The sequence below is a fragment of the Ornithinimicrobium sp. CNJ-824 genome (genome assembly GCF_001942405.1).
Taxonomy (GTDB): domain Bacteria; phylum Actinomycetota; class Actinomycetes; order Actinomycetales; family Dermatophilaceae; genus Ornithinicoccus; species Ornithinicoccus kibberensis.
Map to the genome: position 1 here is coordinate 33,629 of NZ_MKKA01000014.1, position 26,295 is coordinate 59,923.

Annotated in this window: 23 protein-coding genes, 1 tRNA gene and 2 pseudogenes; 20 read left to right on the plus strand and 6 right to left on the minus strand. The window is 71.8% G+C overall.

Annotation, left to right across the window (positions count from 1 at the left end; translation table 11 throughout):
- Positions 1-14 precede the first annotated feature (14 nt).
- Positions 15-431, minus strand: coding sequence for a DUF3052 domain-containing protein (locus BJF81_RS07475; protein WP_237770097.1), 417 nt, complete (start codon positions 429-431; stop codon positions 15-17).
- 157 nt (positions 432-588) lie between these two features.
- Here BJF81_RS07475 and aceE point away from each other — a divergent pair, with 157 nt between their 5' ends.
- The 7 genes and pseudogenes from aceE (at position 589) to BJF81_RS07510 (ending at position 9,734) form a co-directional block, all read left to right on the plus strand.
- Positions 589-3,348, plus strand: coding sequence for a pyruvate dehydrogenase (acetyl-transferring), homodimeric type (gene aceE / locus BJF81_RS07480; RefSeq protein ID WP_075957807.1), 2,760 nt, complete (start codon positions 589-591; stop codon positions 3,346-3,348).
- A gap of 86 nt (positions 3,349-3,434) precedes the next feature.
- Positions 3,435-4,616 carry a PucR family transcriptional regulator gene (locus tag BJF81_RS07485; protein ID WP_075957808.1) on the plus strand — a complete coding sequence of 394 codons (1,182 nt, stop codon included), beginning with the start codon at positions 3,435-3,437 and terminating at the stop codon, positions 4,614-4,616.
- A gap of 108 nt (positions 4,617-4,724) precedes the next feature.
- Positions 4,725-5,747 (plus strand): ACP S-malonyltransferase, encoded by a 1,023-nt coding sequence (locus BJF81_RS07490; RefSeq protein ID WP_083664066.1) that lies wholly within the window; start codon positions 4,725-4,727, stop codon positions 5,745-5,747.
- Positions 5,744-6,792, plus strand: a pseudogene (locus tag BJF81_RS07495) (beta-ketoacyl-ACP synthase III). The gene BJF81_RS07490 and the pseudogene BJF81_RS07495 overlap by 4 nt, the downstream one beginning before the upstream one ends.
- Positions 6,793-6,909: 117 nt before the next feature.
- Positions 6,910-7,158: an acyl carrier protein gene (locus BJF81_RS07500; RefSeq protein WP_075957810.1), complete on the plus strand. Its 249-nt coding sequence runs from the start codon at positions 6,910-6,912 to the stop codon at positions 7,156-7,158.
- Between the two features lie 161 nt (positions 7,159-7,319).
- Positions 7,320-8,580, plus strand: a pseudogene (fabF, locus tag BJF81_RS07505) (beta-ketoacyl-ACP synthase II).
- Between the two features lie 35 nt (positions 8,581-8,615).
- Positions 8,616-9,734 carry a glycosyltransferase gene (locus BJF81_RS07510; protein WP_075957811.1) on the plus strand — a complete coding sequence of 373 codons (1,119 nt, stop codon included), beginning with the start codon at positions 8,616-8,618 and terminating at the stop codon, positions 9,732-9,734.
- A gap of 122 nt (positions 9,735-9,856) precedes the next feature.
- Here the strand turns inward: BJF81_RS07510 and BJF81_RS07515 are convergent, their stop codons facing one another.
- On the minus strand, positions 9,857-10,372 hold the full coding sequence (locus tag BJF81_RS07515) for a DUF3145 domain-containing protein (protein ID WP_075957812.1): 516 nt from the start codon (positions 10,370-10,372) through the stop codon (positions 9,857-9,859).
- Positions 10,373-10,778: 406 nt separating this feature from the next.
- On the opposite strand from BJF81_RS07515, the gene BJF81_RS19395 reads away from it, so the two are divergent.
- From BJF81_RS19395 to BJF81_RS07570, 12 genes are all read left to right on the plus strand, one after another.
- Positions 10,779-11,735, plus strand: coding sequence for a C40 family peptidase (locus BJF81_RS19395; protein ID WP_075957813.1), 957 nt, complete (start codon positions 10,779-10,781; stop codon positions 11,733-11,735).
- A 172-nt stretch (positions 11,736-11,907) separates the two neighbouring features.
- Complete coding sequence (locus BJF81_RS07525) at positions 11,908-12,288, plus strand: CBS domain-containing protein (RefSeq protein ID WP_342447100.1); 381 nt, start codon at positions 11,908-11,910, stop codon at positions 12,286-12,288.
- Between the two features lie 30 nt (positions 12,289-12,318).
- Positions 12,319-12,392: transfer RNA gene (locus tag BJF81_RS07530), tRNA-Ile, on the plus strand.
- Positions 12,393-12,467: 75 nt separating this feature from the next.
- On the plus strand, positions 12,468-13,241 hold the full coding sequence (locus tag BJF81_RS07535) for an amino acid ABC transporter ATP-binding protein (protein ID WP_075957814.1): 774 nt from the start codon (positions 12,468-12,470) through the stop codon (positions 13,239-13,241).
- A gap of 12 nt (positions 13,242-13,253) precedes the next feature.
- Positions 13,254-14,174, plus strand: a complete 921-nt coding sequence (locus BJF81_RS07540) for a glutamate ABC transporter substrate-binding protein (RefSeq protein WP_075957815.1) — start codon at positions 13,254-13,256, stop codon at positions 14,172-14,174.
- 89 nt (positions 14,175-14,263) lie between these two features.
- Complete coding sequence (locus BJF81_RS07545) at positions 14,264-14,752, plus strand: ABC transporter permease subunit (RefSeq protein ID WP_342447101.1); 489 nt, start codon at positions 14,264-14,266, stop codon at positions 14,750-14,752.
- 20 nt (positions 14,753-14,772) lie between these two features.
- A complete protein-coding gene (locus BJF81_RS20920; protein WP_342447102.1) occupies positions 14,773-14,943 on the plus strand; it encodes a hypothetical protein in 171 nt (56 codons plus the stop codon).
- Complete coding sequence (locus tag BJF81_RS07550; RefSeq protein WP_075957816.1) at positions 14,940-15,881, plus strand: amino acid ABC transporter permease; 942 nt, start codon at positions 14,940-14,942, stop codon at positions 15,879-15,881. Before BJF81_RS20920 ends, BJF81_RS07550 begins: the two co-directional genes overlap by 4 nt.
- A 171-nt stretch (positions 15,882-16,052) precedes the next feature.
- A complete protein-coding gene (locus BJF81_RS07555; RefSeq protein ID WP_143780721.1) occupies positions 16,053-17,354 on the plus strand; it encodes a tyrosine-type recombinase/integrase in 1,302 nt (433 codons plus the stop codon).
- A gap of 501 nt (positions 17,355-17,855) precedes the next feature.
- Positions 17,856-18,626, plus strand: coding sequence for a hypothetical protein (locus BJF81_RS07560; RefSeq protein ID WP_143780722.1), 771 nt, complete (start codon positions 17,856-17,858; stop codon positions 18,624-18,626).
- A gap of 114 nt (positions 18,627-18,740) precedes the next feature.
- Complete coding sequence (locus BJF81_RS07565) at positions 18,741-18,938, plus strand: hypothetical protein (RefSeq protein ID WP_075957819.1); 198 nt, start codon at positions 18,741-18,743, stop codon at positions 18,936-18,938.
- Entirely contained in the window at positions 18,922-19,260 is a 339-nt protein-coding gene (locus BJF81_RS07570) for a type II toxin-antitoxin system PemK/MazF family toxin (RefSeq protein ID WP_075957820.1), read from the plus strand. The genes BJF81_RS07565 and BJF81_RS07570 overlap by 17 nt, the downstream gene beginning before the upstream one ends.
- Before the next feature lie 61 nt (positions 19,261-19,321).
- Here the strand turns inward: BJF81_RS07570 and mobF are convergent, their stop codons facing one another.
- Positions 19,322-23,134 carry a MobF family relaxase gene (gene mobF / locus BJF81_RS07575; RefSeq protein WP_143780723.1) on the minus strand — a complete coding sequence of 1,271 codons (3,813 nt, stop codon included), beginning with the start codon at positions 23,132-23,134 and terminating at the stop codon, positions 19,322-19,324.
- A 157-nt stretch (positions 23,135-23,291) separates the two neighbouring features.
- Between mobF and BJF81_RS21450 the strand changes: the two genes are divergently transcribed.
- Complete coding sequence (locus tag BJF81_RS21450) at positions 23,292-23,597, plus strand: DF family (seleno)protein (RefSeq protein ID WP_431473830.1); 306 nt, start codon at positions 23,292-23,294, stop codon at positions 23,595-23,597.
- 298 nt (positions 23,598-23,895) lie between these two features.
- On the opposite strand, the gene BJF81_RS07590 is transcribed toward BJF81_RS21450, so the two are convergent.
- The 3 genes from BJF81_RS07590 to BJF81_RS07600 all read right to left on the minus strand — a co-directional run.
- Entirely contained in the window at positions 23,896-24,909 is a 1,014-nt protein-coding gene (locus BJF81_RS07590) for a hypothetical protein (protein ID WP_075957824.1), read from the minus strand.
- Positions 24,910-25,059: 150 nt separating this feature from the next.
- Positions 25,060-25,395 carry a helix-turn-helix domain-containing protein gene (locus BJF81_RS07595; protein WP_075957825.1) on the minus strand — a complete coding sequence of 112 codons (336 nt, stop codon included), beginning with the start codon at positions 25,393-25,395 and terminating at the stop codon, positions 25,060-25,062.
- Positions 25,395-26,295: tyrosine-type recombinase/integrase (locus BJF81_RS07600; protein WP_075957828.1), on the minus strand; the 901-nt coding region annotated here is incomplete at its 5' end. The genes BJF81_RS07595 and BJF81_RS07600, both read right to left, overlap by 1 nt.

The following is a 26,295-nucleotide window of genomic DNA, read 5'->3' on the forward strand; positions in this document are numbered from 1 at the left end:
CCGGGGGACGGTCGTCACCGACGACCCACGAGCCGCTGACCCACCCAGGAGCCCAGGGGCACCGCTCCCGAGGCCGACAGCGAGCACGTGGTGCAGGCCTCCTGCACCTCGTGCGCGGCCACCCGGTCCGGGCGCCCCGCCCCGGGTGTGAGCAGGGCGATGAACCCGCCGTCCTCCAGCGTCGTGAGGGCGTCGACGAGCTCGTCGGCCAGGTCGCCGTCGCCGTCGCGCCACCACAGCAGGACGACGTCGACGACCCCGTCGTAGTCCTCCCCCTCGAGCGGCCCCTCCACGAGGGCCTCGACGGCCGCCCGCAGGTCCTCCTCGACGTCGTCGTCGTCGCCGTACTCCACCACGATCTGGCCGGGGGCGAAGCCCAGCCGTCGGGCGGGCCCGACGAGCGGGCCTGCGTCCGTGCCGATCTCGTTCACGTTCCTCTCACCGTCCATGGTGGGGACTACACAACTAGAGGGTGGGCCGGATGTAAAGGCGGCGCCCCAAGGTTCCCGGGCCGGTGCGGACCGACCGGACGTCCGGTCGCCCCGGCGTGACAGACTGGCACCGTCACCACGACGGAAAGGTTGCCCCATGTCTTTCGAGCGTCCAGTCGGCCCGATCCTCAACGGGTTGCCGAGCCAGGTCCCGGACACGGACCCCGACGAGACCCAGGAGTGGCTCGAGTCGCTCGACGCCGCGATCGAGGCCGGCGGCCGGGGCCGCGCCCGCTACCTCATGCTCCGCATGCTCGAGCGCGCCCGCGACTCCCAGGTGGGTCTGCCGTCGCTGACGACGACCGACTACATCAACACGATCCCGCCCGAGCGCGAGCCGTGGTTCCCCGGCGACGAGGACATGGAACGGCGCTACCGGGCCTGGATCCGGTGGAACGCGGCCGTCATGGTCCACCGGGCCCAGCACCCCGAGATCTCCGTCGGTGGCCACATCTCGACCTACGCCTCGATCTCCACGCTGTGGGAGGTCGGCTTCAACCACTTCTGGCGCGGCCGTGACCACGAGGGCGGCGGCGACCAGATCTTCTTCCAGGGCCACGCCTCCCCCGGCATCTACGCCCGGGCCTTCCTCGAGGGGCGGCTCTCGGAGAAGGACCTGGACGGGTTCCGGCAGGAGAAGAGCCGCGGGCTCGACGAGGACGTCCAGCCGCTTCCGTCCTACCCGCACCCGCGCAGCATGCCCGAGTTCTGGCAGTTCCCCACCGTCTCCATGGGCCTGGGGCCGATGAACGCGATCTACCAGGCCGCGTTCAACAAGTACCTGCACAACCGCGGCCTGAAGGACACCAGCCAGCAGCACGTGTGGGCCTTCCTCGGCGACGGCGAGATGGACGAGCCGGAGTCGCGCGGCCTGCTCCAGGTGGCGGCCAACGACGAGCTCGACAACCTCACCTTCGTCGTGAACTGCAACCTGCAGCGGCTGGACGGGCCGGTGCGCGGCAACGGCAAGATCGTCCAGGAGCTGGAGAGCTTCTTCCGCGGTGCCGGCTGGAACGTCATCAAGGTGCTGTGGGGCCGCGGCTGGGACGAGCTCATCGCCAAGGACACCTCCGGGGCCCTGGTCAACCTGATGAACTCCACCCCGGACGGCGACTTCCAGACCTTCCGCGCCAACGACGGGGCCTTCATCCGCGACCACTTCTTCGGCCGGGACCCCCGCACCAAGGAGATGGTCAAGGACTGGTCCGACGAGGACGTCTGGTGGAAGCTCAAGCGAGGTGGGCACGACTACCGCAAGGTCTACGCCGCCTACGCCGCCGCGCTGCGGCACACCGGCCAGCCGACGGTCATCCTGGCCCACACGATCAAGGGCTACAGCCTGGGCACGCACTTCGCGGGGCGCAACGCGACCCACCAGATGAAGAAGATGACCCTCGACGACCTCAAGGGCTTCCGCGACAGCCTGCGGATCCCGATCTCCGACGAGCAGCTCGAGGCCGATCCGTACAAGCCGCCGTACTACCACCCCGGTCAGGACGACGAGGCGATCCGCTACATGCAGGAGCGCCGCAAGGAGCTGGGCGGCTACCTGCCCAAGCGGGAGCCCGCCAAGGCCGGCGAGCTGAAGCTGCCGGACACCAAGGTCTACGACGTCGCCAAGAAGGGCTCCGGCAAGCAGAACGTCGCCACCACGATGGCGCTGGTGCGCATCTTCAAGGAGTGGATGCGCGACAAGGAGTTCGGCAAGCACCTGGTGCCGATCATCCCCGACGAGGCGCGCACGTTCGGCATGGACAGCTTCTTCCCCACGGCGAAGATCTACAACGTCCACGGCCAGAACTACACCTCGGTGGACGCCGACCTGATGCTGGCCTACAAGGAGTCGACGAGCGGCCAGATCTGGCACGTGGGGATCAACGAGGGGGGATCGGTGGCGGCCTTCACCGCGGCCGGCACCTCCTACGACACCCACTCGGTGCCGATGGTGCCCTTCTACATCTTCTACTCGATGTTCGGCTTCCAGCGCACCGGCGACGGCATCTGGGCCGCCGCCGACCAGCTGGTGCGCGGCTTCATGATCGGGGCGACCGCCGGCCGGACCACGCTGACCGGCGAGGGGCTGCAGCACGCCGACGGCCACTCCCCCCTGCTGGCGTCCACCAACCCGGCCTGCGTCTCCTACGACCCCGCCTACGCCTACGAGATGGCGCACATCCTGCCCGACGCCCTCGAGCGGATGTACGGCGAGAACGCCAAGGACGTCTTCTACTACCTCACCGTCTACAACGAGCCGATGCGCCAGCCGGCCCAGCCGGAGGACGTGGACACCGAGGGCATCGTCAAGGGGATGCACCGCATCAAGGCGGCGGAGTCCGGCGACGAGGGCCGTCGTGTCCAGCTGCTGGCCTCCGGCGTGGGGGTGCCGTGGGCGCTGGAGGCCGAGGAGCTCCTCCGGGAGGACTGGGGCGTGCACGCCGACGTCTGGTCGGTCACCTCCTGGTCCGAGCTGCGCCGGGAGGCGATGGCCTGCGACGAGGACGCCTTCCTCCACCCCGACCAGGAGCGGCGGGTGCCCTACGTGACCCGGCGGCTGTCGGAGGGCAGCGGCCCGATCGTCGCGACGAGCGACTACATGCGGGCCGTGCAGGACCAGATCGCCCCGTGGGTGCCCGAGGACTACCACGCCCTGGGCGCCGACGGCTTCGGGTTCGCCGACACCCGTGCGGCGGCGCGCCGGTTCTTCCACATCGACGGTCCGTCGATGGCGGTCAAGGCCCTGCAGATGCTCGCCGACCGCGGGGAGCTCGACCCCCAGGTGCCCCGGGAGGCGGCCGAGCGCTACCGGCTGCTCGACGTCAACGCCGGCACCTCCGGCAACGTGGGCGGGGACGCCTGAGAACGGCACCTTCGCACGCCCGGGCGGGGCGGCCGGTGCGACTGCCGGCCGCCCCGCCCCGTGCGTGCGGTCACTAGGCTGGACCGGTGCACCCCTCCCCGCCTCCGGGCTCGACCGGTCGCCCCGAGCCCCTGCAGCGACGCGCAGGAGAGCTGGCGACCCGGGTCACGCGGAGGATGGCCGAGGAGCACGACTGGTTCACGGCGCTGAGCCCCGACGACCGCTCCTGGGTCGGTCTGATCGCCCAGGGGGGGATCACCAACCTGCTCACCTGGTATGCCGCTGGAGCCCCCGAGCGCAGCGTCTCGGGGGACCCGTTCGCCGCAGCCCCCCGTGCCCTGGCCCAGACCATCTCCCTGCGGCAGGCCCTGGACCTGACCCGGACGGCGGTGGCGACCGTCGAGGACGCCGTCGACGACCTGGTGGGGGCGGAGGAACGCCCCCGCCTGCGGGAGGCGGTGCTGCGCTACTCGCGGGACGTGGCGTTCGCCGCGGCCACGGTGTACGCGAGGGCCGCGGAGCAGCGGGGCGGCTGGGACGCGCGGCTGGAGTCCCTGGTCGTCCACGCGATCGTGCGGGGCGAGGCCGACGACACCCTGGCCTCCCGGGCCGCCGAGCTGGGCTGGGAGGACGTGACCGGGGTGGCCGTCGTCGTCGGGTCCCTGCCCGAGGGCGGGTCCGGACCTGCCCTCGACGGGGTCCGGTCCGCGGCGCAGCGGGCGGGACGGCACGTGCTCACCGCGGCCCTGGGACGCCGGCTGGTGTGCGTGCTCGGCGGGACGGACGACCCCCTGTCCGACGCCAATGTCCTCGCGCCGCTCCTCGGGCGCGGCCCCGTCGTCGTCGGCCCGCGGGTCCCCCACCTGTTCGCGGCCGGCCGCAGCGTGCGCGCCGCCCTCTCGGCCTGCGACGCCGCGCCCGGCTGGCGGGAGGCCCCCCGGCCCGTGGGCGCCGACGACCTGCTCCCCGAGCGCGCCCTGCTGGGCGAGCAGCCCGCCCGCCGGATGCTCAGCGACCGGGTCTACCGTCCGTTGCGGGACCACCCCTCCCCTCTGCTGGAGACCGTCCAGGCCTACCTGGACCACGGCCGCGCCCTCGAGGCCACCGCCCGGTCGCTCTTCCTGCACCCCAACACGGTCAGGTACCGCCTGCGAAGGGTGGCGGACGTCGTCGCCCTCGATCCCCACGACCCCCGGGACGCCTGGGTGCTGCAGGTCGCGCTCGCCCTGGGGCGGATGACGGGTCGGGACCGCCGGCCCGCCCACTGAGACCACGACCGGCACCACCGTCTTTGGAGGATTCCTCCAAGGGCACTCCCTGGTTCTCGTCGAGAACCCTGAGGCCGATCCGGGTCCTCGGCGGGCAGAGTGGGGGTCGTGCTCGTCATCGTCGCGCCCGGACAGGGCTCCCAGGCCCCTGGCTTCCTCTCCCCCTGGCTGGAGCTTCCCGGCCTCGTGGACCGGCTCGGCCGGCTCTCGGAGGTCGCCGGGACCGACCTGGTGGCTCACGGCACCGTCTCGGACGCGGAGACCATCAAGGACACGGCCGTGGCCCAGCCCCTCATCGTCGGCTCCGGGCTGGTCTGCCTGTCGGCGCTGGGAACGGCGGCCACGACCGAGGGCGCCCCGCTGCTCGACCTGGTCGGCGCGACGGCCGGCCATTCCGTCGGGGAGATCACGGCGGCGGCGATCGCGGGGGTGCTCACCGACGACGAGGCGACGGCTTTCGTCCGCGAGCGGGGACTGGGCATGGCCGAGGCCTCGGCCGCCGCGGCGACCGGCATGAGCGCCGTCGTCGGCGGCGAGCCCGTCGAGGTGCTCTCGACCCTGGAGTCCCTCGGTCTGACGGCGGCCAACAACAACGGTGCCGGCCAGGTCGTGGCCGCCGGCACGCTGGACCAGCTCTCCGCCCTCTCCGACGCCCCGCCCGCACGGGCCCGGGTCATCCCCCTCCAGGTTGCCGGGGCCTTCCACACGCGGCACATGCAGCCGGCGGTGGAGCGGCTGAGCAGGCACGCGCGCGAGCTCGCCCCGATGGACCCGTCGCTGCCGCTGCTGTCGAACGCCGACGGCCGCGTGGTGGACGACGGGCAGGAGGTGCTCCGCCGGCTGGTGCAGCAGGTCTCCAGCCCGGTGCGCTGGGACCTGACGATGGAGACGTTCGTCTCGATGGGCGTCACCGGTCTGATCGAGCTCCCCCCGGCCGGCACCCTGGTCGGTCTGGCCAAGCGCGGCCTGCGCGGGGTGGAGACCCTCGCCCTGCGCACCCCCGACGACCTCGACGAGGCCCGCCGCATGGTCCGCGACCACGGCCGGCCCCGGGACGCCGTCGCGACGGACGGATCCGCCCACCCCCCCACCCAGTCGCCGCGGCTGCACCCTCAGGAGGACACCCCGTGACCCCTACCCGTCCCGGTCGTCCCGTCCCCACGCTGACGAGCCCGCAGACCCTCCGGCACGCCCGGATCCTCGGCCTGGGCGGCTACCGCCCCGAGCGCGTGGTGACCAACGAGGAGATCTGCCGCTACATCGACTCCTCGGACGAGTGGATCCAGCAGCGGTCCGGCATCGTCACCCGCCGGTTCGCCCGGCCGGACGAGACGGTGGTCGACATGGCCGAGGCCGCCTCGCGGCAGGCCATCGACCGGGCCGGGATCGACCCGGGACAGATCGGCGCGGTCATCATGGCCACGGTCACCCACCCCTACCAGACGCCGGCCGCCGCGCCCGAGCTCGGCCACCGCCTCGGGATCCCCGACCCGGCCGCCTTCGACATCTCGGCCGCCTGCGCCGGCTACTGCCACGGCATCTCGCTGGCCAACGACATGGTGCGCGCCGGGACGGTCGACCACGTCCTCGTCGTGGGGGTGGAGAAGCTGTCCGACTTCACGGACAAGCACGACCGGGGTTCGGCGTTCATCTTCGGCGATGGGGCGGGGGCCGCGGTCGTGGGGGTCTCCGACACGCCCGGCATCGGGCCCACCCTGTGGGGCAGCCTGGGCGACAAGACCGACGTGATCACCCAGCGCGAGCCCTGGACCGAGCTGCGCCCGGCGATGGAGGACCCCTCCCACCACGGGGAGATCGCCTGGCCCTCCTTCGTCATGCAGGGGCAGACCGTCTTCCGGTGGGCGGTGTTCTCCATGGCCCAGGTCGCGATCGACACGGTGGCTGCGGCCCGGATCACCACCGAGGACCTGGACGCCTTCGTCCCCCATCAGGCCAACATGCGCATCACCGACGCATGATCAAGGCGCTCAAGCTGCCCGCCCACGTGCCGGTGGCGCGGGACATCGCCGAGACCGGCAACACCTCAGCGGCCTCGATCCCGCTGGCCATGTCGCGGATGCTCGACGAGGGGGAGGCACCGCACGGTGGCCTCGCCCTCCAGATCGGCTTCGGCGCGGGCCTGGTCTACGCCGCCCAGGTCGTGGTGATGCCATGACCGCCACCCCTGGCCGGACCGGCGCGACGACGTCGCCGGGGACCGGCCTCAGGACCTGACCACCCGAGGCCCGGCGGGACGCACCCGGGTCATCCCCTCACCGAAGGAGCAGCACACATGGCCATGAGCGAGCAGGAGATCCTGGCGGGTCTCGCGGAGATCGTCAACGAGGAGACCGGGCTGGAGCAGGAGGAGGTCCAGATGGACAAGTCCTTCACCGAGGACCTGGACATCGACTCCCTGTCGATGATGACCATCGTGGTCAACGCCGAGGACAAGTTCGGCGTCCGGATCCCCGACGACGAGGTCAAGAACCTCACCCACGTGCGCGACGCCGTCACCTACATCGCCAACAACCAGGGCTGAGCCTGCCGGTCCCGGCGCGACCCGACAGGTCGCGCCGGGACGGCGCGGCACCCGTCGCTCAGGTCCTCCCCGGACCGGGCCGGAGCCCGCACCCCAGCCCACCCCATACCCCGTCCTGTCGGCGGCCCCGCCGCCGCGAACCTGCCCCGGAGGCCGTGCAGATGTCCCCCAGCCCCAGCCCGACCCCCCGCCGCGTCGTCGTGACCGGCCTGGGCGCCACCACCCCCGTCGGCGGCACCGCCCCCGCCACCTGGGACGCGGTCCTGGCGGGCCGGTCCGGCGCCCGTCCCATCCCCCAGGAGTGGGTCGCCGAGCACGAGCTGCCGGTCACCTTCGCGGCGCAGATCCACACCCCGCCGAGCGAGGTGATGCGCAAGGTCGAGGTCCGCCGCAACGACCCCTCGGGGCAGTACGCCCTCCTCGCGTCCAGGGAGGCCTGGGCCGACGCGGGCAGCCCCGAGATCGAGCCCGAACGTCTCGGCGTGGCGGTCGGTTCCGGGATCGGCGGCGTCTGGACCCTGCTCGACCAGTGGGAGAACCTGCGCACCCGCGGGCCCCGCCGGGTGTTCCCGCTCACCGTCCCCATGCTCATGCCCAACGGGCCGGCCGCGGCGGTCTCCCTCGACCTGTCCGCGCGGGCCGGGGCGCACTGCCCCGTCAGCGCCTGCGCCTCGGGCGCGGAGGGGATGGGGCTGGCCTTCTCGATGATCCGCAGCGGACGCGCGGACATGATGGTCGCCGGGGGGACCGAGGCCGCCATCCACCCGCTCCCCATCGCCGCGTTCGCGGCGATGACCGCCCTGTCCTCGCGCAACGACGACCCCGAGCGGGCCTCCCGCCCCTACGACGTGGACCGCGACGGGTTCGTCATGGCCGAGGGTGCAGCCGTCATGGTCCTCGAGGCCGAGGAGCACGCGCTGGCCCGCGGCGCCCGCATCTACGCAGAGCTCGTCGCGTCGGCATGTCCAGCGACGCCTACCACATCACCGCCGGCGAGCCCGACGCGCCGGGGCCGCCCGCGCCATGGCCGAGGCGGTGGCCGACGCCGACCTGTCCATGGGCGACATCGGCCACATCAACGCCCACGCCACCTCCACGCCCGTGGGGGACGCCGCCGAGGCGCGCGCCATCCGGCGGGCTTTCGGCGACCACGCGGACCGCATCCCGGTCACCGCCACCAAGTCGATGACCGGGCACCTGCTGGGCGCGGCCGGGGCACTGGAGGCGGTCCTGACCGTGCAGACCCTGCATCAGCGTCAGGTGCCGGCCACGATCAACCTGGACCGGCAGGACCCCCAGATCGACCTGGACGTGGTCACCGGGGCCCCCCGTGCCCTGCCCGAGGGTGACCTGGCCGCGGTCAACAACTCCTTCGGCTTCGGCGGCGTCAACGTGGCGCTGGCCTTCCGCAGCCGCGGGTGAGGGTCCGGCCGCGGGCCGGGTAGGCTCGCCGTCCCATGCACATCCTCCGCGTCGCCAACTTCGTCAGCCCGACGTCCGGTGGCATCAAGACCGCCCTGCGGGCGTGGGGGGAGCACTACCGGGAGCTGGGCCATGAGGCCTCGCTGATCATCCCCGGACCCGGTCCGGAGATCAGCCAGGAGGCCCAGGGGACCGTCTACCGGGTGCCGGCCACCCCGGTGCCGGGCACCGGATACTCCCTGATGTTCGAGCGCCGGGCGCTGTCGCGACTGATGGATGCGGTGGCACCGGACGCGCTGGAGGTGTCCGACCGGTCGACGACCCGATGGATGGGTCGCTGGGCCCGGCGTCGGGGTGTGGGGTCGGTGATGATCAGCCACGAGCACATGACCGGGATCCTGGTGCGCCGCACCCCGATCCCGGAGGGCGCGGCCGTCCGGGCCGCCGACCTGATCAACAGGCGCAGCGCGCACGACTACGACGCCATCGTCTGCCCGAGCCGGTTCGCGGCGGAGGAGTTCCACCGGAACGGCATCGACGCCCGGGTCGTCCCCCTGGGCGTCGACCTGGACACCTTCCGCCCGAGCCGGGACCTCGCCACCTACCGGCCGCCCGGCCCCGGGGAGCCCCTCCGGCTGGTCCACTGCGGGCGCCTCTCCCCGGAGAAGCGGCCGGCGCTGTCCGTGGAGACCGTGCGGGAGCTGGTCAGGCGCGGGCACGACGTGGAGATGACCGTCTTCGGCCACGGGCCCATGCGGGAGGAGCTCATCGAGCGGGCCCGCGACCTGCCCGTCGTCTTCCACGCCTACATCACCGACCGGGCGGAGCTGGCCGCCCGGATGGGGACGGCCGACGTGGCCGTGGCCCCCGGGCCGCTGGAGACCTTCGGCCTGGCCGCCCTGGAGGTCCTCGCCTGCGGCGTGCCCGCCGTGTGCCCGGACGAGGGTGCGCTCCAGGAGGTGGTCGGGGACGCCGGCGTGGTGGCCCCGTCCACCCCCGCGGCCTTCGCCGACGGCGTCGAGACGCTGCTCACCCGGCCCGGGGCCGCCCCCCGCGCCCGCGCTCAGGCCGAGCGGTTCAACTGGCGCGCGTCCGCCCAGGCCATGCTGGCCGTGCACGCCGAGGTCGCCGCGAGCCGTCCGCGCCCGGCCTGACCCTGCTGCCCCCGGGCCTCACAGGCGGCCCTGGGCGAGCAGGTAGGTGCGCGGCGGACCGTCGTAGGGACGACGTCCCCTCGGACCCGCGGGGCCGCGGACCCACAGGACCCGCGGCCGTCTCAGCCGACCTTGTGCAACCAGGTGACGGGGGCTCCCTCGCCGGCGTGCCGGTAGACCTCGAGCTCGTCGTCCCAGGCGGAACCCAGGACACGGTCGAGCTCGGCCGCGAGCACGGCCGCGTTGCCCGCAGCCTGCTCGACGACCGTGCGCAACCGGTCCTCGTTGACGACGACGTCGCCGTTGGCGGACAGCCGCGCCTGGTGGATGCCGAGGGAGGGCGTGTGCGTCCACCGCATCCCGTCGCTGCCGCGGCTGGCTTCCTCGACGACCTCGTACCGCAGGCCGTCCCAGCCGCGCATCGCACTCGCGATGAGGGCACCGGTGCCCGCCTCACCGGTCCACGAGAACTCGGTGCGCACCAGCCCGGACTCGACCGGTTGGGGCACCCAGTCCAGGCTGACCCGCGTGTCGAGGACCCCCTCCAGGGCCCAGTTGATGTGCGGGCACAGCGCAAGTGGCGCGGAGTGGACGAACACCACTCCGCGGGTCATGACTCGGGGCATGACGACGGACATCCTGGCCTCCTGTGTGGTGAGGGACGTCTTCCCCAACGCCTCGTCACACGCCGGCCACCGGCATCGGACCCACCGTACGGTTATTCGTCACATTGTGCTCTGTCGTCACTCCAGTATCAAGTGCGGCCGGTCACGACTCACCCAGCCCGGACGGCAGAGGTGATGGACGTCACGGACAGTGCGCTGACCAGCACAGATGCCGAGATGGACGGCTCGAACGGCAGGACGATCCACACGACACGCCGCAGGGACTTGGCCATTTCGTGATCTTTTCGTAACCTGATTCAGGCGCACCTGTCCCCGACCCTCCGGTACGCCCCCGCCCTGACCATGGCGCCCAGGTCCTCCCTGTGCCTGCGTGCCCCGCACAACGAGGTCGTGCCCCCCGCACGGCCCCGGAGGTTCTATGAAGTTCACCGGCAAGCACCGCCTCTCCAGCACCGCACCGCGCAGCAGCGCCGCCGCACTGATGATCGGCGGCCTCGTGGCCGGCACGGTCGCCACGGCGGGCGCGGTCACCCTCAAGCAGGACCCCGGGACGTCGGACGACGTCGCCGCGGCCGTCACCGGTGACCTGGTCGGCGCCGTCCGCGACGCCGAGGCTCCGCCCGCCCCTTCCGAGGAGGCCGCCCAGCTGGCGAGCCTGCGCAGCGCGTCGCTCTCCGAGCTGCGTGACCAGGGCGCCGCGGACCGCAGCGAGGCCCGGGAGGCGCCCGAGGACGCCGCCACCGTGAGCACCCTGCTCGGCGACTCCGGCTTCTCGGCCCGTACGGTCGAGGTGGCCCCCGCCGAGGAGAGCCAGGAGCCCGCCCAGGACGCCCCGGTCCAGGAGGAGGCTGCTCCGGCCCAGGAGCAGCCGGCCCCCGTGCAGGAGCCGGCCCCCGTGCAGGAGCCGACCGCCCCCGCCCGGCAGGCGGAGCCCGAGCCCGAGCCGGTGCAGCAGACCCAGGTCCAGGCCGCCCCCGCGCAGCAGGCCGAGCCCGAGCCGGTGCAGCAGACCCAGCCCGTGCAGCAGGCGGCCCCCGCGCCGGTCGGCGGCTCCCTCCTCGGTATTGCGGCCAGCTACGTTGGTTACCCCTACGTGCTGTACGGCACCCCGCCGCAGGCCTTCGACTGCTCCGCCTACACCTGGTGGGTGTTCAAGCAGGCTGGTATCGACATCCCCCGCACCGTCGCCGGGCAGGAGGCCGCCGTCACCCGCGTGTCCAACCCTCAGCCCGGCGACCTCGTCTTCTACTACGACTTCTACCACGTCGGCATCTACGCCGGGAACGGCATGACGTACGAAGCCATGAACCCCAGCACCGACGTCCGCTACGGCCCCCTCATCACCTCCAACGTCTGGTACGGCCGCATCGGCTGACCGACCGCCGCTCCGCGAGGACCCCCCGACCGACCAGGTCGGGGGTCCTCGTGCGTCCCGGCCGGACCCGAGGGGAGGCGGGATGCGCGGTCGGTGCCGGGCACCCGGCGGCTGCTGCGTGCTAACGTCGAGCATGCGCGTCTCCGACTGATCAGGAAGAGGCTCCTCGGTGGTGACCCTCCCGCCGACGGCCACGGTGGCCGACCTGCTGGAGACCCTCGACGAGCACCGCATCGGCGCCGTCGTGGTCGTCGACGAGGGCGGCGCCGTCACCGGGATCGCCTCCGAGCGGGACGTCGTCCACCACCTCCGAGGTGGAAGCGGCACCCACTCCCCCGTCACCGAGCTCATGACTGCCGAGGTCCACACCTGCACCGCAGGTGACGACCTCGTGCAGCTGGCGACCGTCATGACCGAGCGCCGGCTGCGGCATCTTCCGGTCGTCGAGGATGGCCGGCTCCGGGGCATCGTCTCCATCGGCGACGTGGTCAAGGCCCGCCTGGACGCCCTCGAGGCCGAGCGGGACATGCTCGAGGACTACCTGCGCCGGTGAGCGTGCCGGCCCGGTTAGGATCGTCGTCCCGGGCCAGTAGCTCAGCCGGTCAGAGCAGCGGACTCATAATCCGTCGGTCGTCGGTTCAAGCCCGACCTGGCCCACCCAAGGTCACAAGTCGGTGACACTGTCCCTTCAACCGGTGACGCCGCAGGTCACCTGCCGTTAGTGTGCCCGACATGACGGACACCCCCTCCCCGGCCGGACGGGCGCCCGGTGCGCCGCTGGTCGTCCTGACGGACGTGAACAAGCACTTCGGTGACCTGCACGTCCTCCAGGACATCAACCTCACGGTGCACGAGGGTGAGGTCGTGGTCGTGATCGGGCCCTCGGGGTCGGGCAAGTCGACCCTGTGCCGCACCATCAACCGGCTGGAGACCTACGAGTCGGGCACGATCACGATCGACGGCCAGGACCTGCCCCAGGAGGGCAAGGCGCTCGCCCGGCTGCGGGCCGACGTCGGCATGGTGTTCCAGTCCTTCAACCTCTTCTCCCACAAGACCATCCTGGAGAACGTCACGCTCGGTCCCATCAAGGTCCGGGGCCTGAAGCCGAAGGAGGCCGAGAAGCAGGCCATGGCGCTGCTCGAGCGCGTCGGGGTCGCGCACCAGGCCAAGAAGTATCCCGCACAGCTCTCGGGCGGCCAGCAGCAGCGCGTGGCCATCGCCCGCTCCCTGGCGATGGAGCCACGGGTCATGCTCTTCGACGAGCCGACCTCGGCCCTCGACCCCGAGATGATCAACGAGGTCCTCGACGTCATGGTCTCGTTGGCCAAGAGCGGCATGACCATGATCGTGGTCACCCACGAGATGGGCTTCGCCCGCAAGGCCGCCGACCGTGTGGTCTTCATGTCCGACGGCGCGATCGTCGAGGAGAACACCCCCGAGGAGTTCTTCACCAACCCCCAGTCACCCCGTGCCAAGGACTTCCTCGGCAAGATCCTCACCCACTGAAGGAGAACCACCGTGAAGAAGCACTCCCCCTTCCGCATCGCCGCCGTCCTTGCGGCCTCGGCCCTCGTGCTCAGCGCCTGCGGCGACGACACCGGCACCGAGGACGCCGGTGACGGCGGCACCGCCGCCGAGGACACCGCCGACGACGACAGCGGCACCGGCGAGGGCACCGAGGACGACGCGGCCGCCGGGGGCTCGGGCGAGGGCCTGACCATCGGCATCAAGTTCGACCAGCCCGGCCTCGGACTGCAGGAGGGCGACGAGTACTCCGGCATGGACGTCGACGTCGCCATCGCCGTCGCCGAGGCCCTCGGGGTCGCCGAGGAGGACATCACCTGGCGTGAGGCACCCACGCCGCAGCGTGAGAACCTCCTGACCACCAACCAGGTCGACATGATCTTCGCGACCTACTCGATCACCGACGCCCGCAAGGAGGAGGTCCAGTTCGCCGGGCCCTACTTCGTCGCCGGGCAGGACCTGCTCGTCGCGGCGGACAGCGACATCGAGGGTCTGGACGACCTGGACGGCAAGCTGCTGTGCTCCGTCACCGGGTCGACCTCGGCGACGAACGTCCAGGAGGAGGTCCCCGGCGTCCAGCTGCAGGAGTACGGCACGTACTCCGAGTGCGTCGAGCAGCTGGCCAACGGCACCATCGACGCCCTCACCACCGACGACACCATCCTGGCGGGGTATGCCGCCCAGGACCAGTACGCCGGTCAGCTGCGGGTCGTGGGCGCGCCCTTCAGCGAGGAGCACTACGGCGTCGGTCTGAACAAGGACTCCGAGCGCTGCGAGGAGATCAACGAGATCCTCCAGGGCTTCTGGGACGACGGCACGATGGAGGGCATCATCGAGGACAACCTCGGTGCCGCCGACTACACGGCCAACCCGGACCTGAACCCGCCGTCGGAGATCGGCGGCCACTGCGGCTGAGCCGCGCTGACCCCCCTCCTCCCGGCCGCACCCCGGGCGACCGCCCACGGGTGCGGCCGGACCCCGTCCGCCCCAGCCGAAGGATCTCGATGCTCGAGCTGATCAACGACTTCAACGTCCTGGCGGCCTTCTGGATGACCATCCGGCTGGCCCTGTGGTCCTCGATCTTCGCCCTGCTCATCGGCACGGTCGTGGCCATCATGCGGCTCTCGCCCGTCGGCGTGCTCCAGCGGGCGGGGGCGGCCTACGTGACCCTGCTGCGGAACACTCCCCTGACCCTGATCATCATCTTCTGCAGCCTCGGCCTGTGGGGCCAGCTCGGGATCGAGCCGGCCTCCCGTGAGTCGGACACCTTCATCGCCGACCTCAACTTCCGCCTGGCCGTCATCGGCCTGGCCTTCTACCACGCCGCGTTCGTCACCGAGGCGATCCGCAGCGGGGTCAACACCATCCCGGTGGGTCAGGCCGAGGCGGCCCGCTCGATCGGGCTCACGTTCTCCCAGAACCTGCGCCACATCATCCTGCCGCAGGCCTTCCGAGGGGCGATCACGCCCCTGGCAACGTCCTCATCGCGCTGATCAAGAACACCACCGTCGCCGTGGCGATCGGCGTGGCCGAGGCCGCCTACGCGCTGCGGAACATGATCGAGTTCCGCCCCGACGTCATCCTGCTGAACTTCTTCCTCATCGCCATCGGCTTCGTCATCCTCACGCTGCCCACCGGACTTGCCGTCAGCTACTTCTCCCAGAAGCTGGTGGTGCGGCGATGAGCGCACAGCAGGTCCTCTTCGACGCACCTGGTCCTCGGGCGGTCCGGCTCTACCGGATCATGGCACTGGTTGGCACCGTCGTCGTGCTCGGTGTGCTCGGCTGGATCGGCTGGCGGATGTGGGACCGCGGACAGCTCACGGCGGACAAGTGGATGCCGTTCCTGGAGTGGAGGACCTGGCAGAACTACTACCTGCCCGGCTTCTGGGACACCGCCCGGGCGGCCCTGACCGCCATCGTCGTGTCGATGTCGCTCGCCCTCGTGCTGGCCATGGGCCGCATGTCCGACCTGGCCCCCCTGCGCTGGGTGACGACGGTCTTCGTCGAGTTCTTCCGGGCCGTGCCCGTGCTGATCATGATGATCTTCACGTTCTTCTTCCTGTCCCGTCAGGGCTGGTTCCCCGACGAGCTCAACCCGTTCATCGCCACCGTGACGGGCCTGGTGCTCTACAACTCCTCGGTGCTGTGCGAGGTCATCCGCAACGGGGTGGGCTCCCTGCCCAACGGGCAGCGGGAGGCCGGGCTGTCGATCGGGCTGAGCTCGTCCCAGACCCGCCGCATCATCCTCATCCCCCAGGCGTTGACCGCGATGCTGCCGACCCTGGTCAGCCAGATCATCGTCATCGTCAAGGACACGGCGTTGGGCTACATCATCCTCTACCCCGAGCTGCTGACCCGGGCCCGCCAGCTGGGGTCGGCCGAGGCGAACGTGGTGCCGGCCTACCTCGTCGCCGCAGCCCTGTTCATCCTCATCAACTACGGTCTGGGCCGGGCCGCCGAGGCCATCGAGAACCGCCAGCGCCGACGCTCGCGCAGCGCGGCCAAGGCCGGGCAAGGCAGCGCGACGATGGGCGATGCGTCGGGAGTGGCCGCCGGCGTGGGCATGCACGGCAAGATCGGCACCGGCAGCACCTCGGGAACGGCCGAGGACGGCTACTGAGGGCCGGGGACGGCGCGACAGCCCGAGACGACGAAGGGCCCGGCACCATCTCGGTGCCGGGCCCTTCGTCGTGGGTGCTCCCCCGGTTGGACTCGAACCAACATGCAGGATTGTTGGACTCGCGTAGACACAAGCGGACATACGTGCCTCTGACCTGCAAAAACAGCAGAATTGCTGCGGCTCCAACTGTCCGCCGAAGGCCCATCAAAGGACACTTTTTGCCGTACGATCCGATGCATGAACGATGCAAGATCGCCCCGCCGGCGCTTCGGGCAGGTGACGCGGATGCGATCGGGACGCTGGCAGGCGCGCTTCACGGTCCCGCTCGGGCACCCCTCCGGACGCGGCGGCCAGACGGTCACGGCACCCCACACCTTTGAACCCACCACCTACGGCAAGGAGGCTGCCGGGGACTGGCTCCGCGACGAGGAGCGGCGCCTCAACGCCGACGGGGCAGCGTGGGTCACCCTCGCCGAGCTCGCCGAGGCCGAGCGAGCACGGGTCGAGCGCGAGGCCGTTGTCACGTTCGGCGAGTACTCCGCCGTCTGGCTCCGCACGCGCCGAACCAAGAACGGTCCCCTGCAGGAGTCAACCCGTCGCGGCTACCGGATCTGGCTGGACAAGTACCTCCTGCCAACCCTCGGGCACCTCCCCCTCGACCAGATCACCCCGACGGTCGTGCTCCGCTGGTACGAGGACGTTCTCCCCCACGACAAGCCGAAGACGACGCGCGAGTGCTACGCCCTCGGCTCGGCCATCATGCGGACGGCGACGGCCGCAGACGGCGTGCTCGCGGGAGCTGTGAACCCGTTCAAGATCGACGGTGCCGGTTCCATCGGCGGGCGCTCCCGCGCCCGGACAGAAGTGATCGACGACCAGGACCTGAGGCTGATCATGTCGACCATCCGGCCAGAGTGGCGGGCGATGGTCGCGCTCGCCCTCGGTTGCGGGCTGCGGTTCGGAGAGATCGTCGCGCTCCGCCAGTCCGATATCGACCTGCGGGCGACACCGCCCGTCGTGCGGGTCAACCGCGCCGTCGGCACCGGCCCAGGTGGTCGTCGCTACGAGAAGGGCCCCAAGAGCAAGGCGGGAGCACGCGACCAGCGCATGCCCGTCGCCGTCGTCGACGCTGTCACCGAACACCTGCGATCGTGCGGCACGGGCCGGGATGGGCTTCTCTTCCCTGCCCCGGATGGCGGTTGGCTGTCCGAGACGACGTTCCGGAAGGCCTCAGGCGGCTGGCTCGCTGTCCGCGAGGCGGTGGGTCGCCCCATCAGGTTTCACGACCTGCGTGCGACCGGCGCCACGCGGATGGCCCAGCGCGGGGCGCACATCGACGAGGTCAAGGTGTTCCTCGGGGACAGCTCGACCCAGGCGGCCGAGCGCTACGTCAGAGCCACGCAGAGCCGGATGGACGAGCTCACCGCGGCTGCGTTCGCAGCCGTCGACTTCCGGACTGCGGGCGAACGGTGACGGGAACGGACCGGTACGAGCTACGCACGGTGGGTGTCGGCCGGTCAATCGGGCCCCGGCTCGAGTCCCGGTGGCTGGAGCGGCCAGCCCTGAGGGCTGCACGTCGCCCGTCACCACCTGGCCGCCATCAACTTTTCCAGGGACGTAGCCAACTTCTCCAGGGACGTCACCGGACTTTCCCAGAGACGTCCTCGACTTTCCCAGAGACGTGGCCCTGACCTGCGGCGATGCTCGACAGGGGCGCTCAGGCGACGGCTGCCTGACAGAGGACCAGAGACGTGCCCCCGCCCAGGGAGAGACGTTGCTAGGGACGTTGGGGGGACGCACCGTGACCTGCGCAAACGCCCGCATCAGAGCCACGCGGGCATGCCCAGCAACCCACGGGACGACGCCGTCAGGGGCGCGGGCGTGAGCGCAGGGGGGACGCTTCCGGAGACGTAACCGGGAGCGCGCTCACGTCATCGTCTGGGCCACATCGACGCGGTGTGGAAGGAGACGACGATGAGCGTAGCGATCTGTCTTGGGGTGGACACCCACGAGCGACCGCCCATGCGGTGGGCGCGGGACCACTGGCATGACTGGGGCCGGACCGAACCGGGGCTGTTGGTCGTCTCGGACCTGCTCGACCTGCCGCGCCGGCTGGGGCAGACGGCACCGGAAGGGAGGGATGCGGTGCTGGCGGCACTCGCGCGCACGGCCGAGCACGACGTGGGAGCGGTCTCGGTGATCACGTGGCTCCTGGTCCCGGGAGCGGTGAACCTGGCTAGGCAGCTGGCCGACCTCTCCCCCGACATCGACGCTCTGGTCGCCGGACAGCTGTGGTTGACAGCTCGGTTCTACCGCGGCGACCCGCCGCGACGCGTCGCGGCCACGCTGCTGGCCCGGACCCGGCGCGAGGTGATGGCCGACCTCGGTGTCGGTGACGCGGCGCTGCGTCGCGACCGCATCTGGGCATCAGCGGTCCCGATGGGGACGGTCCCGGAGGCGCCCGACCTCGACACCGGGCCGGACCCCGAGCGCGAGCTGGCTGAGCTTCTCGAGGACGCTGCCGTCACGGGCGCTCTGACCCGCGAGGACCGAGCCCTGCTCCTGGACGTGGCCAGGGAGGCGGCCCGCCTCAACGTACCCGCGCGACGGGGCCGGGGTGGCTTGATGACCCCGTCGGTGGCCGAGCTCGTCGCCGAGGACTACGAAGCGTCGGCACGGACGGTCCGTCGCCGGACGGCCAGGGCCGTCGCCGGCCTCGAGGCGTTCCGCCGGTCGACCCCGTGACCCACCTCCGGCGTCAGCCAGTACGGGCGGCCAAGTCTCGGCGACGCGCTCCGCTAAGCGCTGGTCCGCCGACGGCTGTAGACGGATCCGTCTACACCGGGCTACGCTGGTCTCATGGGTGAGACGACGACGATCCGTATCAGTCGGGACACGCACGCACGGGTGACTCGGCTCGCGGCCGAGCGCCACGAGACGATCGACGAGACCGTGAGCAACGCGATCCGGGCGCTGCGTCAGGACGCGATGGGGCGCGACCTGGCGGCTGATCTCACGGCCGAGGAGAGCGCGTGGCTGGATGCTGACGCCGGGTGACGTCGTCGAGCTCGATCTCGGGATGCCCTCGGGCAGCGAGGCGGGACTTCGCCGCCCGGCCATCGTGGTGACCGCCTATCGGGTCTTGCGGGGGGAACCGAACGTCGTCCAGGTCGTTCCCCTGACCCGGACGCTCCGTCACAGCAGCACCGAGGTGGTCATCGATCCCGACGAGGGCAACCGGCTGGTGGCGCCCTCGTCGGCGCAGTGCCAGCATGTGCGCTCCGTCGCCACGACGCGCATTCACGAACGCACGGGAAATGTGGGCCCGGTCGTCCTCGGCGAGGTCCGCGAGACGCTTGCGTTGCTCATGGACCTGTGACTGGCCGCGCGGGACGGCTTCCGGTCGGGTCACCTTCAGCAACCCCACCGGCATCCGTGGCTCAGCGGCTGGGACCGTAAGGGGAGGGACCGGAGGGGGCAGGACTGCGATCCTCTGGCCGCATCCGCACCCGTTTCGGCTCGGTTCCGCGGGACGCCGGTGTGGCCTGTTGCTGGGGGTCGATCATGCGGAACCACAGTGCCGAGGTCGCCTCGTCGTCCGGTAGCGGGCCTTGGGCAGTCGCCTTCTCCAGCCGGTCAGGTACGTCGACGCCGGCACGGTGCAGCCGGTCCAGCCGCTGCGCCAGCTGCGGGGTGAACCAGTCCCGGTGTCCGACGTGCTCGATGATGAGACGCTCCCAGTGCCGCAGCGCGTCGGGCAGCTGGCCGGTGACCCTGCAGGCGAGGCCGCGTGCGTACCGGCCGGCCGCTCCCCCGCCGTCCAACGGTCCGACCGGGCGCGAGTCGGTGTGATTGACGCCTCTGGCGGCCCGCCACACGGTGAGATCGGCGAGGAGGTCAGGACTGATGTGGGGCGCGAGGGGCGCCGCCCACCGCTGGCCGGCAGTGCTTGCCTGGCGCACCTGGGCGGCCAGCGACTGGACCCGTTCGGCTCGGGCGGTGAGGTAGCCGGCCCAGACGGGATCGGCGCCCAGCCGCTTGGGGATGCCGGGCAGCCATGGGAGCGGGCCGCCTGCCGGTGCGCGGTTCAGACGTGAGAGCAGGACGGCGGCAGGCTCGTCGGCGTCGCCGAGCCCCCGGTAGGTGGACGCTTCCGTGAGGGCTCCGACGGCGTCGCGGCCGTCGGCCTGGGTGAGCATCAGGTGGGCCCGCAGGCTGGGCCAGGCCGGGGCGTGGGGCAGACCCGGGACCAAAGCCTCGGCGGCAGACTCCAGGTGATCGCCCCAGCCGGGGCCGAGGACCCTCTCGGCACCGGCCAGGACACCGTCCTCGTACCTTTCTGCCGCGTCGTGAAGCAGCGCCGCCGGGTCGGCCGCTCGTGCCCTCTCCGTGGTCGCCGAGACCGCGGCACCGTCACGTGCCAGCACGCCCTGCAGGGTCTCGGTCGCCGTGGCCGGGCTGCTCGTCTCGATCAGCGGCAGGGTGTGCCCGTCTGCGTCGGTGGCCGACACGACGTGCACGTGGTTCTCGTGCCGGCCCCGGGTGAGCATGGTGTAGAGCAGCTGCCGGGACTCCTGCCCGGTGGCGATGCCGTGCATAGTGTCTGCGGTGAGCCCCTGGGCCGTGTGGACGGTCGCGGCGTATCCGAGCTCGACGTGCCCGGCGACGTAACTCCCCGGCAGCCTGGCCCGGAGCCCAGAGCTGAGGTGACGCACGCGAAGGGAGGGGCCATCCACCGCGGTCACGGTCCACCGGTCACCGTTCTTGACCCAGTCGCCCCTGCCGACGCCCAGCCGGCGGTCGTTGCGCCGGGTGATGACCACGTCCCCGGCGGACGCGCGGGTGCCGTCGGCCAGGGCCACCTCGCGGCCAGGCGGGCCGCTCGCCAGTCGCGCGGCGCGGGCGCGGGTGTTGAGGCTGGCCACGATCTCGCGGGTGGGCGCGAGCATGAGGCAGTCCCGCCCGGTCGCGCGGTCCCGGGACCAGGCGGTGAAGACGGCCTCGACGGTGGTGGCCAGGTCCCCGACGTGCACCCGGTCCCGGTCCAGGTAGAACCCGAGTGCGGAGTTGTCGCCGGCCCGCAACGCCAGGGACGCCTGCGCCTCGGCGGGGTCGGCGAACCGGACCACCTCGTCCAGGCGTTCGGCGCCGTGGGCGGTGGCGATGTCGCGCAGCGCTCCGCCGGCGCCGACGGCGGCGAGCTGCTGGTCGTCGCCGACGAGCCGGACCGAGGCCCCCCGGGCCAGGGCGTGCGTGATCACCCGGTCCAGGGTGAGCGTGTCCGCCATGCCCGCCTCGTCGACGACCACGAGGGTGTCCGCGCCGATCGCCTCGTCCAGCCACGACCGGGGTCCGTGGTCGAGTTCGTGGACGAGTTTGGCCAGCGTCTCGGACGGTATGCCCGTCGCCTCGGCGAGCACGCTCGCTGCGGCCGCCGAGGGCGCGAACCCGATCACTGGACCGACGTGGCCGCGCCAGGCGTCGGCGAGGACCCGCACGGCGGTGGTCTTGCCCGAGCCTGCCGGGGCCAGGACGAGCTGCACTCGACGACCGCTGCAGGCCAGCGCCAGCACCAGGTCCGCCTGCCCGCGGTTGAGGTCCCTCCCCCGCACGGACGCCTCGAGCACCGCGAGCTCAGCGTCCTCGCGGGTAAGTGCAGCACCGTCGCCTCGGCCGGCGGCAGCGGTGATCCGCTGCTCGGCCTGAAGGACCCGCAGGCTGGTGTAGTGGTCGCTGCCGGTGTGGCGGTACACGCTGGTGCCGTCGCTTCGCCGCAAGCCGTCCGGCTCGCCGATGGGGTCCAGGTCCGGGGTGAGGTTGACCGAGCGTGCGACCGTCGCCGCGTCGACGACCCGCCCGACGACGCCGGCGACCATGCTCGGGTGCAGGTCCAGGCCACGGACCTGGCGCTGCGCCTCGGCCTGCAGGTGCCAGACCTGCCAGGTTGCCCGCCGCGCCTCGACCTCGGCGACCACCCGCTGCGCCGCCTCCTGGACCCACCCTTCGGACACGTCCTGCGGCGGGCGGCTCGCCTGGCCCAGCACGGTCGCCACCATCTGCTGGATCCCCTCCGCCCCGAGGACTCCGGCCGCCTCGGCCCTCCACGTCTCGCGCTGGGCGGCCAGGGACCGCGGCTCGTGCTTGGCCGCCCGGGTCTCCAGGTTGGCCCGCTGGGCCAGGGCGATCTGCTCCATCGGTGTCGGCGGCCGCCCGTGCGCCTCGAGGAACTCCCGGGACAGCACCTCCTGCCGGGCGGTGATGTCACCCCGGCGCCGGGACCACAGCTCGCACAGCGCGCGGTCGACCCCCTCGACCTCCCGGACCGGCCGCTTGTCGCCGCTCCCTCCCGGCCGCTCGACGAAACGCAGACCCAGGGCAGCACGCAGGTGAGCCTCGACGGCGGTGTTGTAGACCTCCGACGCGGCGACGACATGCTGGTGCAGCACCCGCCCGTAGATCGAGAGCCACTTGCCCTCGAGCGTCTGCACCTTGTTGGCGACCGCGACGTGGGTATGCAGATCGGGGTCGCCGTCGCGGGAGTCACGGTGGGTGAAGGCCGCCGCGATCAGCCCCCTGGTCTCGACCTGGCGCGCCCCGTCCTTGCCCTCCCGCGTGTACAGCACCTGACGTTCGAGGAAGGCCAGCGCGTCCTGCACCGCGGCGTCATGCGCGTCCGCGACCGCCTGGGAGATCTCCGGTGGGGCGATGGCCCACAGTGTCGACACCGACTTCACCGGGCTGAACGTCAGGTCATACCCCGCCACGGCCGTCCGCTGCGGCCGTGAGTACCGAGCCACCGCCGAGGCCAGCTCCCGGGCATCACGCGGCTCCCTCCCGTGCTCGCGCGCGAAGTACTCCCGTGCCACCTCGCTGCGCGCCGCGGCGACCTGCGCCAGCTGCTTCGCCGGCCCGGTCGAGCCGTCAGCACGTGCGTCCACCAGGCGGGTGACCTCCACGTTGAACCCTCCCCCGTCGCTGTCGTAGACCCGGTAGGGCGCGCCCAGCGCCACACCTGTCAACGGGTGACGGCCGGCGCCGAACAGGTTCGCCATCTGCTCCGAGGTGACCCGGTCACCGGATTCGAGCCCGTCGATCCCGACAAGGCCGGAGCCCGTCCAGCGACCGGGCGACTCACCCTTGGCCGCGTAGTAGTCCTCCAGCCCCCGGCGACCGATCTCGGTGTCGTCCCCCGCCGCCACCTGGCGGGTGAGGTACTCATACCCCGACCCCGCCGACAGCTTGTGCAGCGTCATCGTCACGCCCCCCAAGGCCGCAGCCAGCCAGCGAGTGGCCACGGAGTACTGGTGGACAGCCCTATTGGAACGTGTCCTTATAGCCCCTCGGTACCGGCATCGCGGACACCCCGCCGGCCTCCGCTACGCGCAGCTGGGGCAGGATGAACGGGTGAAGGTGCAATTCCTCTACTTCGACGGGTGCCCGCACTGGGAGCTGGCGCAGGCGCGTCTGCGCGAGGCGCTCGAGGTACACGGGGAGCCGGTCGAGGTGGAGCGCGTGGTGGTGGACACGCCGGAGAAGGCGGAGTCCTACGGGTTCCTGGGCTCGCCGTCGGTGCTGATCGATGGTGTGGATCCGTTCGCTGAACCAGCAGCGCCGGTGGCGTTGTCGTGCCGGTTGTACCGCACACCGGAAGGGGTGGCCGGGTCGCCGACCGTGCAGCAGCTCGTCGCAGCGCTCTCGGAAGCATCAGCTTCGTAGGGATCAGCACGGCGCAGGTGGGTGTCGCGTTGCGCGGTGTAGGTGCTCCATCCGCGGGAGGCCAGGGCGGCCCACCGGGTCGCGGTGTTGGGTGCCAGGCCGAGGATGTCGGCGAGGATCGGGGTGGGCATGCTCGCGGCGAGCTGGAACATGGCGGCGTTGCGGGCTGCCATGGGCTGGATGCCTCGTTCGACGAGCTGGCTGCGGACGTTCTCGGTGGCCAGGTGCTTGCCGGGAATGCCGCCGGGGAAGAGCCATATTTCGGCGCGGCTGGCGTAGGAGGCCTGCCCGCGGCGGGTCAGGTGGGTGCGAACCAGGCGGTCGAGCGGGTCCGGCAGCTCGATGGGGAAGGTGTCGAACGTGGCGGTGACGACGCCGTCGGGGTTGACGGTGATCTGGTGGGCGCGCATGCGGACGACCCGGGCCAGGGGTTGGGCGTAGAGCAGGACGAACAGGCCGGCGACGCGGGTGTAGAGGCGGATGGTGTCGTCGTGCAGGAGCAGTTGGACGTGCGCCCACCTGCCTCATCGGAGAGGGTGACGGCGGGCTGGGTGCTGGGGCGGGTGGCCACGGACAGATTCCCTCCGAGACCGGTGCGGGCGCGCCAGGCCAGGAACGGTCGCAGCGCGAGGGCGCGGGCGCGGTGCTGCTGCGCGTACCGGTCCAGATCTCCCTGGCCGATGTCGGTCAGGTCGGTGCCGTCCTCGGTGAGCCAGTCCATGAAGCGCGCGGTGACGACGATGGTCGCCCTGGCTGCCGAGATCGCGCCGTGGGTGAGGGTCCCGTGATGCTCCTGGCGGCGCAGCCTGCTCAGCACCTGCCAGCGGGCGAACCGGGCCAGGACCTCGGACTGCCCGGCCGGCAGGGTGCTCAGCAGCTCCTCCAGCCACGGGCTGACCCGCTCGAGCTCGGCGTGGAAGGGCGGCAGGACCCCCAGGGCGGTGAGCAGGTCGCGCAGGTAGCTGTTCGTCCTGCTCGCGGGCATGGCCTCGAAGGTCGCGTGGGAGATGTCGAGCTCGCCGCGGGCCATCGCGCCCAGGGTGGCCGGGCCGGTGGAGCGGGTGAACCAGTACAGGGTGGACTGGGGTCGTGGGCCCGAGATCAGGGCGTCGTACACCGGCCGCAGCCGGGGGTGGATGACCCCGTCGGGGCTGGACAGCAGCACGGTGGCCTTCTCCTGCAGCGCGCAGTGCCCGCACAGCCGGCCCCACGGGGAGTCCTCCCGCCCGCAGGCGGTGCAGGCGTAGACGGTCTCGTTGCCGGTGCAGGCCGCGCACGCCGGCCGGCGCCGGTCGTCGTAGAAGGCCAGCACCCTGATGTGCCCGCAACGGGGCAGGGCTGGGCTGTCCGGGCGAAACGCAGCGTGCAGCGCTGGCAGACGGCCTTCTCCAGGACGACCCGGGTGCATCGGTCGTGGCGCCCGCAGTGCGCGCAGTCCTGGCGCGGCAGCGCGGGCGCGGGCTCACCGGTCCTCAGGAGGGCGGCGGACCCGGGCCCGGATCGGACGCAGGTCACCGATGCCCGGTCCGCCCTCCCCGGTACCGGTCTTGGAGGCTTGCTCCTGCACGACGGTAGGGACCAGCAGGTCGTTCGGTTCGCAGTCCAGGATGTCGCACAGCGCGGCCAGGACCTCCATGTTCAGCCGTTGCGGGGTCCGGGCCACCAGCCGGTAGACGTGCTCACGGGACAGGTGGACCCCGCGCTCGGCCAGCAGCGGGACGAGCTCGGAGGTCTGGTACATGCCGTGGGTGGCCATCACCTGACGCAGGTTCCACCCCATCACGGTGCGGACGGTCATCACTGGTCCTCCTGATCGGCGGGTGCGTAGACGCGCTCCAGCGCGGCCTTGAGGGTCTTGTCCTTGAAGTCGTTGCTGACCGAGGCGTAGATGGCGGTGGTCGAGGCGTAGGCGTGCCCGACCTGTTCCTGGATGAACCGTTCGGGGTAGCCGAACTCGATCAGGTGGGTCACGTAGGAGTGGCGCAGGCAGTGCAGCGACAGCGCCGGGTCCAGGCCCGCCTGGTGGCGGACCGTCGCGAAGCGGGCGTCGAAGTGGCGCAGCGAGACCCGTGAGAGCCGCTCGGTCACCCACAGGGCTGGATGGCCAGGCATGCCGAACAGCGGCCTTGCCTGCTCGACCCACTGGCGCATCCCTTCGATGGCCCAGTCGAACTCGGGCACCGCCAGGACCGTGCGGCGGCGCGGGACCCCACCGCGAACGGCCTTGCCGTAGCGGACGTGGACCGAGCCGTAGGTGCCCCACCGGGGCACGTGCGGGTTGGGCCGCAGGTCGGCTACGTCCAGGCGGCACAGCTCGTTGCGGCGCAGCCCGAACGCATAGGCGGTCTTGAAGACCTGCGCGTCCCGCAACGCGCTCAACGCTCCCTTGCGGCCCGAGGACGCGGCGCGTTCGACCTGGGAGTCCAGGTGGTCGAAGAGATCCTGCAACTCCCCGTAGGTGAGCGGTCGCCGTGCCGGGCGGCCCTCGTACTCGTTCAGGTGCGCCACCGTGTTCCATTCGTGGCACACCTGCGAGGGCACAGAGCCGAACCGGTCGCGACACTGGCGGGGCCACTCGTACCGGGCGTCGGTGAGGTAATCGCAGAACATCCGCAGCGCCAGGTGGTACCCGCGGATCGTCGAGGGTGACCGACGACCGTCCCCGCTGGCCAGGGATACCGTGAAGTCCTCCACGTCC